Consider the following 13840-nt stretch of genomic DNA (forward strand, 5'->3'; position numbering starts at 1 on the left):
GTGCTATAGCTCACGCTTGCCTGCACGGCTCTGCGAAATGCAGAAGCAGCAACGATCTGTTGAGGAGAAATAGGATGCGATACTCGCACGCATCTAAGGCTGTCGTTTTATCTGCAGCCTTGGCGCTGACCCTGTCCGCTTGTGGCGGCGGTTCGAATGAAACCGCCGGTGGCGAAGGTGACGGCTCGTACGTCGTCACCGCAAACACCACCGAACCGCAGAATGGCCTTCTGCCGGCTAACACCAACGAAGTTGGCGGCGGCCGCGTAATGGACCTGATCTTCACCGGTTTGGTCAGCTATGACGCAAAGGGCGCTCCGGTCAATGAACTCGCTGAGTCCATCGAAACCGAAGACTCCCAGAACTACACCATCAAGCTGAAGGCCGGACATACCTTCTCGGATGGTTCCCCAGTAACTGCTGCTTCGTTCGTGGATGCCTGGAACTTCGGCGCCGCGGCAAAGAACGCACAGCTGAACTCGTACTTCTTCGAATCCATCAAGGGCTTCGATGAGGTCAACAAGGAAGGCTCCAAGAAGGAAGAGATGGAAGGCCTGAAGGTAGTGGATGACACCACCTTCACCGTCGAGCTGTCCCAGCCTGAGTCCGACTTCCCGCTGCGCTTGGGCTACACGGCGTTCATGCCGTTGCCTGAAGCGGCCTTCGAAGATCCAAAGGCCTTTGGCGAAAAGCCAATCGGCAACGGCCCATACACGTTGACCGAGTGGAACCACGATGTGAACCTGAAGCTGGACGTCAACGAGAGCTACGACGGTCCACGCAAGGCGGCTAACGCCGGCATCGACTTCAAGGTCTACCAGTCCACCGACTCGGCGTACAGCGATCTGCAGTCCAACAACTTGGACGTCCTCGACCAGATCCCGCCAAGCCAGCTGGCTTCCTACGAGTCTGACCTGGGCGATCGTTCAGTCAACTCGCCATATGCCGGCAACGCAACCATCACCATCCCGGGCTACCTGGACCACTTCAAGCAGGACGAAGAGGGCAACCTGCGCCGTGCCGCGATCTCCCGTGCCATTGACCGCCAGCTGATCATCGACAAGGTGTACCAGGGTGGCAAGGTCAAGGCCGATGACTTCACCGCACCAGTGCTCGAAGGCTACAGCGCCGACGTTCCAGGCAGCGAAGTCCTCGACTTCGACGGGGCTGAAGCCAAGAAGCTGTGGGAACAGGCTGATGAAATCAGTAAGTGGGAGTCCGGCGATGAATTCTCTGTCGGCTACAACGTTGATGGCGCGGGCAACAAGGAATACGTCGAAGCTGTCGTCAACCAGCTGAAGAGCAACCTGGGCATCAACGCAGTGGCTCAGCCATTCTCTTCATTCAAGGAATTGCGCGAGAAGGTCACCAGCTACAAGATGACCGGTGCATTCCGTACCGGTTGGCAGGCCGACTACCCGTCGCTGTACAACTTCCTTGGTCCACTATTTGGCACCGGGGCCGGTTCGAATGACGGCAAGTACTCCAGCAAGGAATTCGATGACAAGCTGGCCGAAGGCCTGTCTGCCACGGATCCGGCCGAGGGTGCAAAGATCTTCAACGAAGCACAGGAGATCCTGTTCAAGGATTTGCCGGCCATCCCTCTGTGGTACCAAGCAGTCCAGGGTGGTTGGAGCGAAAACGTTGATAACGTCGAGTTCGGGTGGAACGGTGTTCCTATGTACCAGCAAATCACTGGCAAATAAGTTTCCTTCAGCATTCGGCCTAATCAGAGCGAATAGAAGCTGAAAACTCGTCAAGGGAGATCCGAGCAGCTCAGGGTCTCCCTTTGGCGTGTCCGTCCTGCCTCGCAAAAATAAACGTCGAGATATTTATCGACGGAAAGAGGATGAAAATGGCCCTGTGCCCTCATGTGTCTCGAGGTGAGATGCAAGCATGTTAAGTTTTACCCTGAAGCGAATCGTGCAGCTGATTCCGGTGTTCATCGGAGCTACGCTGCTGGTGTACTTCCTGGTTTTCGCAACACCGGGTAACCCCATCGCCGCACTTTCCGGTGGCAAGCCAATGAGCCCCGCTACCGAAGCGGCCCTGACCGCACAATACAACTTGGATAAGCCTTTCTGGGTCCAATATGGCCTGTACCTGAAGAATCTGGTGACCTTGGATCTGGGAACCTCGTTCTCCGGCCAGGAAGTTCGAGACTTGCTGGCTCGGGCCTTCCCGGTCACCGCACGCCTGGCGATCCTCGCGTTGTTGATCGAATCTGTCTTCGGCATCATCTTCGGCGTCATCGCCGGCATGCGCAAGGGCAAATTGTTCGACTCGACCGTCCTGATCGCATCGCTGCTGGTCATCGCAGTTCCAACCTTCGTACTGGGCTTCCTGCTCCAGTACGTGGTCGGAGTCAAGCTCGAATGGGCAAAGCCAACCGTTTCCGGTTCGGCAACCTGGGGCGAACTGATCCTGCCGGCCTTGGTCCTGGGACTCGTTTCTCTGGCTTACGTTTTGCGACTGACGCGTACCTCCATCATTGAGAACAAAACCGCTGACTATGTGCGCACCGCAACTGCCAAGGGCCTGAGCCGCAACCGCGTTGTCACCGTGCACATCTTGCGCAACTCGCTGATTCCAGTCGTGACCTACCTTGGCGCCGACTTGGGCGCACTCATGGGCGGCGCCATTGTTACCGAGGGTATCTTCAATGTCCCCGGTGTCGGCCACTTGCTCTACCAGGCAATCCAGAAGGGCGAAACCCCGACGGTGGTTGCCGTTGTAGGCGTCTTGGTGATCGTCTTCGTGATCGCCAACCTGATCGTGGATATGCTGTACGCACTGCTTGACCCAAGGATCCGTTATGCCTGAGAACCAGAACTTTAATCCCGAAGACGGCCTTCCCATCCGAAACACCCGTGCCGGCAAAGTTTCCAAGTACAAAATTGAGCACTACGTGGCCCCATTGGAGGAGACTCCGCTGCAGGCGGTGGATTCTGTCAAGGAAACCGGCAAGCCATTGTCCATGTGGGCTGAAGCATGGCGTTCACTGCGCAAGCAGCCGCTGTTCATCATCTCCACGCTTCTGATCATCGCCGTCATGGTTGTAGCTGCGTTCCCGCAGCTGTTCACGTCCATTGATCCGACTGGCAACCAGGCATGCTTACTGGAAAATTCCAATGAGCCAGCACGCCAGGGACATATCATGGGCTTCAACCTGCAGGGTTGCGACATCTACGCCCGTACGATCTACGGCACGCGTGCTTCGCTGCTCGTAGGCGTATTCACTACCCTCATCGTGGTGCTGCTCGGCGGTGCCATTGGCGCGCTGGCAGGCTACTACGGCGGCTGGATCGACACCATCCTGGCTCGTCTGGGCGATATCTTCTTCGCGCTGCCGCTGATCCTCGGAGCCATCATCGTGATGCAGCTTCCTGCCTTCCGTGAAAACCGAAGCGTTTGGACGGTTATCATCACCCTTGCGATCTTCGGCTGGCCGCAGCTGGCACGCATTACCCGCGGCGCAGTGATCGAGGCCCGCAACGCGGACTTCGTGAAGGCCTCGCGCGCGTTGGGCCTGTCCAAGTTCAGCGCTTTGGTCAAGCACGTCATCCCGAACTCGTTGGCACCGATCATTGTTGTTGCCACGGTGAACCTCGGCGTATACATCGTTGCCGAGGCCACGCTGTCCTTCCTGGGCGTCGGGCTTCCGCCAGACGTCATGAGCTGGGGCAACGATATTTCCTCCGCACGTACCCAGCTGCGCAATAACCCGACCATGCTGATGTGGCCAGCACTGTTCCTTTCGGTAACGGTATTGAGCTTCATCATGCTCGGCGATGCAGTGCGCGACGCACTGGATCCGAAGGCCCGGAAGGGAGCCTAAGCAATGACTCAGAGTGCAACTCCCAAGCCTCTGCTGGAAGTCAAGGACCTGGCGATCACTTTCTCCACTCCTGACGGTCCAGTGCACGCAGTGCGCGACGCCAACTTCACCGTGATGCCCGGGGAAACCGTGGCCATCGTGGGCGAGTCCGGTTCCGGCAAGTCAACTTCGGCACTGGCTGCTATCGGCCTGTTGGCCGGCAACGGCAAGGTCTCATCCGGCCAGATTCTTTTTGACGGCGAGGACATCGCCCAAGCGAGCGAAAAGCGATTCGTAGAGCTGCGCGGCAACCATATTGGCATGGTTCCGCAGGATCCGATGTCCAACTTGAACCCGGTCTGGAAGATCGGGTTCCAGGTCAAGGAAACCCTGAAAGCCAACGGCTTGGCGGGGGATAACCCGAACAAGCGTGTAGCCCAGGTCTTGGCCGATGCAGGTTTGCCCGATCCGGAGACGCGTGCGAGGCAGTACCCGCACGAATTCTCCGGTGGCATGCGTCAGCGTGCGCTGATCGCCATTGGCCTGGCCTGCCGCCCGCGCCTGCTGATTGCCGATGAGCCAACCAGCGCACTGGACGTCACCGTGCAGCAGCAGATCCTGGACCATCTGGACACCATGACCAGTGAACTGGGCACCGCCGTGCTGCTGATTACCCACGACCTGGGCTTGGCAGCAGAGCGTGCCGAGAAGGTCGTCGTGATGTACAAGGGGCGTGTCGTCGAATATGGCCCAGCGCTGGAGATTCTGCGCAACCCCAAGCACCCGTACACCCAGCGCCTGATCAACTCGGCTCCATCGTTGTCAGCACAGCGTGGAGACAAGCACGAGGCGATTGTTGATGAGGTAATTCCGGGCAAGGCCGAGCCGCTGCTGAAGGTCAGCAACCTGACGAAGGTCTTCGATATCCGCAAGGGGTTCGGCAAGAAGGAGAAGTTCACCGCGGTGGACAACGTGTCCTTCGAGATCCCCAAGGGCACCACCACCGCCGTGGTAGGCGAGTCCGGTTCCGGCAAGTCCACCATCGCCCAGATGGTGCTCAACCTGTTGGACAAGACCGAGGGCGAGATCATCTTTGATGGCGAACAGATTGGCAACCTGAGCGAGAAGCACTTGTTCAAGTACCGCCGACGTGTCCAGCCGATTTTCCAGGATCCGTACGGATCCTTGGATCCGATGTACTCGATATTCCGAACCATCGAAGAACCACTGCGCATTCACGGTATTGGTAACGCGGCATCACGGGAGAAGAAGGTCAAGGAACTGCTGGATCAGGTTTCCATGCCGGCATCCACCATGCACCGCTTCCCGAACGAGCTGTCCGGCGGACAGCGCCAGCGCATCGCGATCGCGCGTGCTCTGGCCTTGCAGCCGGAAATGATCGTTTGCGATGAGGCTGTTTCGGCGTTGGACGTGCTGGTGCAGGCCCAGGTGCTTGAGCTGCTTGATGAGCTGCAACGCGAAATGGGCCTTACCTACCTGTTCATTACCCACGACCTGGCTGTAGTCCGCCAGATCGCGGACAACGTATGCGTGATGGAACACGGAAAGATCGTCGAACAGGGAACGACGGACGAGATTTTCGATGCGCCAAAGAGTGCATATACCCGCAACCTGCTGGCTGCGATCCCTGGAGCTTCGCTGATCTAGCAGCTCGGAAATCCGCTGAATGGGCCGGTGAAACCGTAAGGTTTCACCGTCCCATTCTGCGCTTAACCTGAGCTCAAGCAACGTCATATTCAACGAATATTTCAGATTTAATCAATCTGAAACAAACGTTGCAAAAATGTTATAAATCACTCCGCGAGTCAACATGCATGAAACAGTTGCCCGATTGATTTTTCCCAATCTGAAAGAAATCCTTGAAATCTCGGGGGTGTGAGCTGGATCTCGTAAACCCGCGGGTAACAAGCGCGTTGCGAATGACTCTCAGGGGGAGGATTGCAGCAATATCTGAAGCGCTTCTTTCTATATCCAAGCCAGAAAATTCGGGTTAGTCTATTGCTCAATGGATTGATCATGTGATCTGGTCCACATTGGATCCCCCGATCCAGCACTCGTATCGTTCAAGAACTCAAGGAGGCGAAATGCGGTTTCAGCGCGTTTCGAAAGCAGTAGCTGTAGGCGCAGCACTGGCCCTGGCCCTTTCGGCTTGTGCACCAGGCGGCGGAGACACAGGCGCCGATGCATCAAAGGATGCTGGCGCAGGTGGCGGCAACGGTTCGGCAGAAGCAGCAAACAGCGGCAAAGCCGATCTGGGTGATATCAAGACTGCCGAAGACAATATCAACGTCACCGTAGGTGCCCCGGAATTCCTGAGCTACAACGGCTTTACTCCGAACACCTATTCCACCTACAACTCGGCCATCGTGGACCGGATGTTCGCTGGGTTCAGCTACTTCGGTACTGACGGCACGCTGTACCCCAACGAGGCCTTGGGCAGCTATGAGAAGGTGAGCGACGATCCGCTCACCATCAAGTACACCATCAATGAAGAAGCCAAATGGTCCGATGGCACGCCGATCACCGTAGCCGACTCCGTGCTGGCATGGGCAGTGCAGAACCTGAACCTCAACGAAGGTTCCAAGGACAAGCCGCTGTTCAACTCGGTCTCAGTTGATCTCGGCGACACTGTTCCAGCTGGTCCGCAGGGCGACTGGGATGGCAAGGAATTCACTGTTGAATTCGCCGAGCCTGATCCGGACTGGGCCCTCCAGTCCTGGATGCTCCACCCAGCACATGTGGTGGCCGAAGAGTCGGGCATGAGCACCGAAGAGCTCGTCAAAGCCATTCTCGCTGGGGAATCCGACAAGCTGAAGAAGGCTGCCGATTTCTGGAACGAAGGCTGGATGACTGACCCGGGCAAGCTGCCCGATGAGAAGATCTCGCCTGTATCCGGCCCCTATAAGCTGGGCAGCTGGAAAGCTGGAGAGTCCGTAACCCTGGTTGCCAATGAGAACTACTATGGCCCCGCGCCTGCAACCAAGGAACTGACCTTCCGCTTCCTTGAAGACGCAAGCATGGTCCAGGCATTGCAGAATAAGGACGTTGACGTCATTAACCCGCAGCCCACCGTTGATACGCTCGCGCAGCTGGAGAATCTTGGCGACGCTGTAGCAATCCAGAAGGGCGACACCCTGACCTGGGAGCACCTTGACTTCAACTTCGCCAAGGGCAACGAAATGACCAATCTGGAACTGCGCAAGGCCTTTGCCATGTGTGTTCCACGTCAGCAGATTGTTGACAACCTGATCAAGCCGCTGAACCCCGACGCCATCGTGATGAACTCCCGCGAAGTCTTCCCGTTCCAGGATAACTACCAGGAAGTAGTGGACGCATCCTACGACGGCCGCTATGACCAGGTGGATATCGAAGGCGCCAAGAAGATCCTTGAAGAGCAGGACGCTGTGGGTACCGAAGTACGCATCGGCTACTCGGCACCTAACGAACGCCGCGCCAACCAGGTCTCGGCCATCAAGTCCTCCTGCGATGAAGCGGGCTTCAAGATCGAGGACACCGGTTCGGCTGACTTCTTCTCGCCAAACGGTGCGCAAGACCGTGGCGACTACGAAGTAGCACTGTTCGCTTGGGCAGGTTCCGGCCAGATCAGTTCCGGCCAGAACATCTACGCCACCGGCAAGCCGCAGAACTTCGGCCAGTACTCGAACGCTGAAGTCGATGCAGCATGGGCGACCCTGGCAAGCTCGCTGGACCCGGCTGTCCATGCCGAGCAGACCAAGAAGATCGAGAAGCTGTTGTGGGATGACCTGTTCGGCATCCCGGTATTCGCCCACCCAGGCTTGAGCGCCTCGGGTTCGGATATCCAAAATGTCCGTCACACCGCAACGCAGGACCAGATCGTCTGGAACGCCGAGCAGTGGGTACGTGCTGAGTAATTGCCCCTAGGCAACGTACTTGCACAATGTGAGTGAGCACATGTGGGGCCCGATCAAAAATCGGGCCCCGCAGTGTGTTCAAAGGTCCCCAACCTCAAGGGCCGGCTCACTTCCGTGAGATGAAAGTAGGACATTAGAACCGTGTGGAAATTTATCGCCAAGAGACTAGGCTCAGCACTTGCCGTGCTGTTCGCCGCATCGCTCTTGCTCTACGTACTGGTAATCAATTCAGGTGACCCGCTCAAGGACCTCCGCGAAAGCAACGCGGATAACCGCGAGTACTTGATGGCCCAGCGTGTGGAATACATGAACCTGGATGCACCCTGGTACGGACGCTACTGGGACTGGCTGACCGGCGCCAGCAAATGCCTGATTGGCCAATGCGACCTGGGACAGAATATCAACGGCGTAGAGGTCTCCGGCTTGCTGGCCAACGCCGCATCGTCCACCTTGCGGCTGGTAGTGCTCGCTACGGTGATCGCCGCGGTTCTGGGTATCGCCATTGGCGTTTTGACTGCAATCCGCCAGTACTCCGGCCTGGATTACATCGTTACCTTCATGACCTTCCTCTTCTTCTCGCTTCCCGTCTTCTGGGCAGCTGTGCTGCTCAAGGAGTACCTGGCAATCAGCTACAACGACTGGCTGGCGGATCCGCAGATATCCCTGGGGTCATCCATAGCCATAGGCATCGTCGTCGGACTCGTCCTGCAGATGTTCCTCGGGGGCTCCTTGAAGCGCCGTGGCATCACCTTCATAGCTGCCGCTGTTTTCGTCCCGCTGGTGCTGCAGTACAGCATTTGGCTGAATTTCTACCGCTACCCGCAAATGGGCCCCGCAATCATCATCGTGCTGACGGCACTCGTGGCCTTGAGCGCCACTGCCATGAGCGTTGGCCTGAAGGAAAAGCGCGTGCTGTACCCGGCGCTGATTACCGTCGTACTGGTCTTGGCCATGTACTACGCGACCTTCTACATGCTGCTGGAACCAAACGCATGGATCCTCTTGTTCGGACTGGTCCTCGCGGTAGCGATTCCGGCAGTAGTCGGGCGCTTCATGGGCGGCCGCTTGCGCAAAGCAGCGATGTCCGTCTCCGTAGCCACCGGTGTTGTCGGTGCAGGATTGACCGTTGTCGATCACATGTTCCGCGCTTGGCCTGGTTTCCTGGACGTCAAGGGACGCCCCATCGCGACCATCGGGTCGTCCACTGCTAACCTCGAAGGCGGTTTCTGGGATCACTTCCTGGATAACGGCACCCAGTTGCTGATGCCGACCATCCTGCTTGCAGTGATTTCTTTGGCTAGCTATTCGCGCTACACGCGTTCTTCCATGCTCGAAGTGCAGCGCCAGGACTACATTCGCACCGCCCGTTCCAAGGGATTGAGCGAACGCACCGTGATTTTCCGGCACGCGTTCCGCAACGCGATGATCCCCATCGCCACCATTGCAGCCTTCGACTTCGCCGGCCTGATCGGCGGTGCCGTGATCACCGAGCGCGTCTTCGGCTGGAAGGGCATGGGCGAAATGTTCGCAACCGGCCTGGATCATGTCGACCCGGCACCTGTGATGGCGTTCTTCCTGGTTACCGGTACCGCCGCAATCATTTTCAACTTGCTGGCGGATATCGTTTACGCCCTGCTTGACCCACGAATCCGAGTCTAGGAGGCATGGACCAATGAACATCCTTCATGCCTGCAACCCTAAGGACCAGCGATGAGCACCCCGAACAAGAACTTGAACGAGAACGAGCCGCAGAACCTGAATTCCGTGGCCGAGGTGGAAGACGCCAAGCTGGCCCAAATCCACGAAAAGCCGAAGAGCCAGGGACGCATTGTTCTCGAGCGCTTCGTCAGCCACAAGCCGGCGATGATTTCCGCGGTGATCCTGGTCGTCATCACCGTTTTCGCTTTCAGCTCCATTGGCTGGGGACCGATCCCCGGCTGGTGGGGACAGAACTTCTACCACGCTGGTGCCGTTGTGGATGGCGGCAAACCGACCTTGAGCCTGGTCCCCGCCTGGCTCGGCGGCGAAGGCATCCGCATCGGAGAGCACCCCTTCGGGCAGGACTCGGTCGGCAAGGACTACTTCGCCCTGGTCATGAACGGCACGCAGAAGTCCATCATTATCGGCGTTGTGGTTGGCTTGGTCGCCACTGTCCTGGGAACCGTCATCGGTGCTGTTGCCGGCTACTTCCGCGGATGGGTCGACGAAATCCTGATGCGCATCACTGACCTGTTCATCGTGATCCCATTGCTGGTCCTGGCCGCTGTTCTGGGCAAGATGGCTGGTGCATCCACCGGTTCCATCATCATCCTGGCCCTCGTGCTCGGCCTGGTGACCTGGACCGGCTTGGCCCGACTGGTGCGCGGTGAAATCCTTTCGCTGCGCGAACGCGAATACGTTGCTGCCGCCCAGGCCATGGGTTCGAAGACCAGCCGCGTGATCTTCAAGCACCTGATCCCCAACACCATGGGCGTGATCATCGTGAACGCAACCTTCGCGATCGCTGGCGCGATCCTGCTGGAGTCCTCGCTGTCCTACCTGGGCTTCGGCGTGAAGGCTCCAGAATCCTCGCTGGGCCTGCTGATCAGCCAGTACCAGAACGCCTTCACCACCCGCCCGTATTTGTTCTGGTGGCCAGGCATGATCATCGTTACCATCGCCCTGTCGGTGAACTTCTTGGGTGACGGCTTGCGCGATGCGTTCGACCCGCGCCAAATCGGAAAGAAGCGCCGCCGCCGCGCCGGCCTGTTCGCCCTTCCAACCCGCAAGGAGAAGCCATGAGCCACGCAGCACCAATGAACGAACAAGGCTCAGACGGCTACGCGCTGAGCTTCACCGACCTCAACGTCGTCTTTGCCACCGGTGGTGCAGACGTCCACGCAGTCAAGGGCTTGTCCTTGACCGTCCGCCCCGGGCAGGTCGTGGCGCTGGTTGGCGAGTCCGGTTCCGGCAAGTCCGTCACCTCAACTGCGGCGATGGGCCTGCTGCCGGAAAACGCCAATGTCTCAGGTGCCGCCAAGGTCGGCAACGTCAACGTGGTTGGCCTGGACGAAGGCAAGCTGCGCAAGATGCGTGCCACCGACATCGCGATGGTCTTCCAGGAGCCCATGACTGCGCTGAACCCGGTGCTGACCATTGAGCGGCAGTTGACTGAAGCGCTGGAACTGCACGACATCGCCTATGGCAAGGAAGCAACCGACCGGGCCATCGAGCTGCTGGACATGGTGGGCATCCCGGATCCCGCCAAGCGCGTCAAGCAGTACCCGCACCAGTTTTCCGGCGGCCAGCGCCAGCGTATCGTCATTGCCATGGCGATATCCTGCGATCCCAAGGTGATCATCGCCGATGAGCCAACCACCGCACTGGATGTAACGGTGCAGGCAGAAATTCTCGATCTGCTGCGCGAGCTGAAGGATCGACTGAATACCGGCATCTTGCTGATCACCCACAACATGGGTGTTGTCGCGGATATGGCCGATGAAGTGGCCGTGATGTTCCAGGGCAACCTCGTCGAGACCGGCACCGTGGAGCAAGTTCTGCTGCGCCCGGAACATCCATACACCCAGCGCCTGCTGGCCGCGGTACCGCGCTTGTCTGCTCCGGCTGTTACTACTGCGACGCCCCCGCACAGCTCCGAAACTGCGCCTCCAGGACGCGAGCTGGTGCTGGAAGCCAAGGACCTCGTGCTGGAATACGACATGCGGGGAAAGATCTTCCGCGCCGTGGAAGAGGTGAGCTTCGATATTGCCAAGGGCGAAGTCCTAGGCATTGTGGGCGAGTCCGGCTCTGGCAAATCCACCATCGCCAAGGCGGTGCTCGGCTTGTTGCCTGTGGCTAGCGGCAGCTTGTCGGTCCAGGGCCATGATCTGCCGAAACTTTCCCCGAAGGAAGCCCGTGCGGTTCGCAAGAAAATCGGCGTCATCTTCCAGGACCCGGCAGCATCCTTGAACCCGCGTTTCCCTATTGGCGATTGCATCACCGAACCAATGGTGGTTCACAAGGTTGGCAGCAAAGCAGGGCGCATCAAGCGTGCTGAAGAACTGCTCGATGCGGTGAAGCTGCCGCGCAACGTGATCAACCGATACCCCCACGAGCTCTCAGGCGGCCAGCGTCAACGTGTTTGCATTGCTCGCGCGTTGACCTTGAACCCCGAGCTGCTGATTGCCGATGAGCCAACTAGTGCTTTGGATGTTTCGGTTCAGGCAGTCGTATTGGAAATGCTGCAGGACCTGCAACGGGACTTCAACTTCGCGTGCCTCTTTGTCAGCCATGATCTGGCTGTCGTTGACATGCTGGCTGATGCGGTCGTAGTGATGCAGTCAGGCAGGGCGGTTGAGCAGGGCATGGTGGATACCGTGCTGCATGCCCCAACGCACGACTACACCAAACGCCTGTTGGCCGCGGCTCCGGTGCCGGATCCGCATGAGCAGGCAGTACGCCGTGAGGCTTGGCGCTTGCTGAACAGCACGAAGTAGATGCTGAGCTGAACGACGAATAAGGGGGCTCGTTTCCAGATCTTTCACTGGAAGCGGGCCCCTTCCGTCTGCCCGGGAGAGCTGGACATGGCGAAAGCCGATTCCCCGGATCCGGCCTCGGTCCGGGAAAGCGATACAAGTACTTGCGGGCCTACGAGCAGGTGCTGGGCGGCGGAACTTGGACCAGCTGAACGAGAGGGAATGCCTCGGGCTCAACACTCATCGCTGCAGGAATCACAGGATGACCCGCACTGGCGTTCTTGCACGGATCGTGCAGCAGAAAACCAGCTCGGGCGGAACCCGCAGACGCCTGCCTGGGGCTTTGCGCCGGGCGCGGGACGATGCTGATCCAGGAAAGGACCAAGGGAACCTCGGCGGTAGAGGCCCGTTAATAGGCAAAAGCTGGCTCTCTGCCGAGAGCCAGCTTTTGCCTATCTTTTGGAATCTAGTCCAGCTGCATGACGTTTTCGGTAACGACCTCTGCGCGGGCGTTGGAGAAGATCTGCTCGGTGCCAACGGTCTTGAACCCTCGGCGTTCCAGGACCTTGATGGAACCTAGATTGTCCTGGACCACATGCGCGGTCAATGGGCGCTTGGTGTATTCGGCGAGGAAGGTGTCTACCGCGCTGGTGGTCAGTCCCTTGCCCCAGTACTTGGTCGAAGTCCAGAAATTGATCTCTGGTACTTCGCCGTCGAAGACCAGAATGGATCCAACGACTTCGCCCTCATGCTCGATGGTGCGAACCAGAACATTCGGATCGTTCAGAATCGAGTTCCAGTGGTGGTCGAATACCGCGCGGTCGGCTGGGTTACGCGCTTGATAAGCGGCCATGAGGTTCGCCTCGGGTTCTTGCTGATGAGCGAAGAATGCGTCCAAGTCGGAAGGGCGGACTTCTCGTAGCTGCACGATAAAGGCCTTTCAATCGTGTGGGTCAGCGTGCCGGTATTGGCACACCAGTGAACAATGGCTTGAAACCTACACTACCGGGGAAGTGAGTGCGGCGAGTGCCATGTTGGACAATAACGGCTTCAGGCCGGACTTTTTAGTCCTCGGCGAGTGGGCGGAATGAGCAGTCGAGTTCAGCAAGCCGAAGACGGCGTGCGCGCGGAATCTGTGCGACTGCTTGCTTCCGGTGGGATGCAATTTGGCCAGTTCCGTAGTCCAAAGCCCGATATAGGAGTTCTGGAGTTTGCGGACTAATGCCAGTTCGGCCTTCGGGAGCGATTTCAAATCACGGTCCTGGACCTGCAAAATGTCCGGGCGGGACAGCGAGAAATCAGTGTGGAAATCAACCAGACGCGAAAGCACCTCCAGGGGAGTGCCGCCGGCTTCCGTGGCCGTGCAGCCCCCGGCATAGATATCTTTGGACATATCTACTAGCAGAGCGATAAGCACTGCCTGCTTGCCGGCGAAATGCCGGTACACGGCCGGACCGGATATGCCGCAGGCAGCGCCCAGATCCTCCAGCGAAACACCCGCGTAGCCATTCAAGGCGAACAGTCGAGTGGCTTCGCGCAAGAGTGCTTCTCGTCGTTCAGCTTTGGCGCGCTCACGCTCTGTTGGTTCATTGAGCGACTGGTATTTGCTCGCCAACACAATCAACTCCTTACGTTTGCCAAGCCTCGGTCTGGAC

Annotated in this window: 10 protein-coding genes; 8 read left to right on the forward strand and 2 right to left on the reverse strand. The window is 58.3% G+C overall.

Annotation, left to right across the window (positions count from 1 at the left end):
• Nucleotides 1–74 precede the first annotated feature (74 nt).
• The 8 genes from ACIOTL_RS11625 (at nucleotide 75) to ACIOTL_RS11660 (ending at nucleotide 12206) form a co-directional block, all read left to right on the forward strand.
• Nucleotides 75–1706 carry an ABC transporter substrate-binding protein gene (locus tag ACIOTL_RS11625; protein ID WP_105661815.1) on the forward strand — a complete coding sequence of 544 codons (1632 nt, stop codon included), beginning with the start codon at nucleotides 75–77 and terminating at the stop codon, nucleotides 1704–1706.
• A gap of 190 nt (nucleotides 1707–1896) precedes the next feature.
• Complete coding sequence (locus ACIOTL_RS11630) at nucleotides 1897–2823, forward strand: ABC transporter permease (protein WP_105661816.1); 927 nt, start codon at nucleotides 1897–1899, stop codon at nucleotides 2821–2823.
• A complete protein-coding gene (locus ACIOTL_RS11635) occupies nucleotides 2816–3838 on the forward strand; it encodes an ABC transporter permease (protein WP_286134595.1) in 1023 nt (340 codons plus the stop codon). Before ACIOTL_RS11630 ends, ACIOTL_RS11635 begins: the two co-directional genes overlap by 8 nt.
• Nucleotides 3839–3841: 3 nt before the next feature.
• Nucleotides 3842–5485, forward strand: a complete 1644-nt coding sequence (locus tag ACIOTL_RS11640; RefSeq protein ID WP_105657255.1) for an ABC transporter ATP-binding protein — start codon at nucleotides 3842–3844, stop codon at nucleotides 5483–5485.
• Between the two features lie 437 nt (nucleotides 5486–5922).
• Nucleotides 5923–7731, forward strand: a complete 1809-nt coding sequence (locus ACIOTL_RS11645) for an ABC transporter family substrate-binding protein (RefSeq protein ID WP_105661817.1) — start codon at nucleotides 5923–5925, stop codon at nucleotides 7729–7731.
• 141 nt (nucleotides 7732–7872) lie between these two features.
• Nucleotides 7873–9390 carry an ABC transporter permease gene (locus ACIOTL_RS11650; RefSeq protein ID WP_105661818.1) on the forward strand — a complete coding sequence of 506 codons (1518 nt, stop codon included), beginning with the start codon at nucleotides 7873–7875 and terminating at the stop codon, nucleotides 9388–9390.
• Nucleotides 9391–9441: 51 nt separating this feature from the next.
• Nucleotides 9442–10512, forward strand: a complete 1071-nt coding sequence (locus ACIOTL_RS11655; protein WP_105657258.1) for an ABC transporter permease — start codon at nucleotides 9442–9444, stop codon at nucleotides 10510–10512.
• Nucleotides 10509–12206 carry an ABC transporter ATP-binding protein gene (locus ACIOTL_RS11660; RefSeq protein ID WP_332486603.1) on the forward strand — a complete coding sequence of 566 codons (1698 nt, stop codon included), beginning with the start codon at nucleotides 10509–10511 and terminating at the stop codon, nucleotides 12204–12206. The genes ACIOTL_RS11655 and ACIOTL_RS11660 overlap by 4 nt, the downstream gene beginning before the upstream one ends.
• Nucleotides 12207–12651: 445 nt before the next feature.
• On the opposite strand, the gene ACIOTL_RS11665 is transcribed toward ACIOTL_RS11660, so the two are convergent.
• Together ACIOTL_RS11665 and ACIOTL_RS11670 are read right to left on the reverse strand one after the other, a co-directional pair.
• Nucleotides 12652–13113, reverse strand: a complete 462-nt coding sequence (locus ACIOTL_RS11665) for a GNAT family N-acetyltransferase (protein WP_105657260.1) — start codon at nucleotides 13111–13113, stop codon at nucleotides 12652–12654.
• A gap of 69 nt (nucleotides 13114–13182) precedes the next feature.
• Nucleotides 13183–13803, reverse strand: a complete 621-nt coding sequence (locus ACIOTL_RS11670) for a TetR/AcrR family transcriptional regulator (RefSeq protein ID WP_105657261.1) — start codon at nucleotides 13801–13803, stop codon at nucleotides 13183–13185.
• Nucleotides 13804–13840 lie beyond the last annotated feature (37 nt).

Source organism: Glutamicibacter sp. NPDC087673 (assembly GCF_044743255.1).
GTDB lineage: Bacteria > Actinomycetota > Actinomycetes > Actinomycetales > Micrococcaceae > Glutamicibacter.

What these genes read in the sequence shown, in the direction of transcription:
- ACIOTL_RS11635 (WP_286134595.1), top strand. Translation starts at nt 2,816, where the DNA reads ATGCCTGAGAACCAGAACTTTAATCCCGAAGACGGCCTTCCCATCCGA.
- ACIOTL_RS11625 (WP_105661815.1), top strand. Translation starts at nt 75, where the DNA reads ATGCGATACTCGCACGCATCTAAGGCTGTCGTTTTATCTGCAGCCTTG.
- ACIOTL_RS11630 (WP_105661816.1), top strand. Translation starts at nt 1,897, where the DNA reads ATGTTAAGTTTTACCCTGAAGCGAATCGTGCAGCTGATTCCGGTGTTC.
- ACIOTL_RS11640 (WP_105657255.1), top strand. Translation starts at nt 3,842, where the DNA reads ATGACTCAGAGTGCAACTCCCAAGCCTCTGCTGGAAGTCAAGGACCTG.
- ACIOTL_RS11645 (WP_105661817.1), top strand. Translation starts at nt 5,923, where the DNA reads ATGCGGTTTCAGCGCGTTTCGAAAGCAGTAGCTGTAGGCGCAGCACTG.
- ACIOTL_RS11660 (WP_332486603.1), top strand. Translation starts at nt 10,509, where the DNA reads ATGAGCCACGCAGCACCAATGAACGAACAAGGCTCAGACGGCTACGCG.
- ACIOTL_RS11655 (WP_105657258.1), top strand. Translation starts at nt 9,442, where the DNA reads ATGAGCACCCCGAACAAGAACTTGAACGAGAACGAGCCGCAGAACCTG.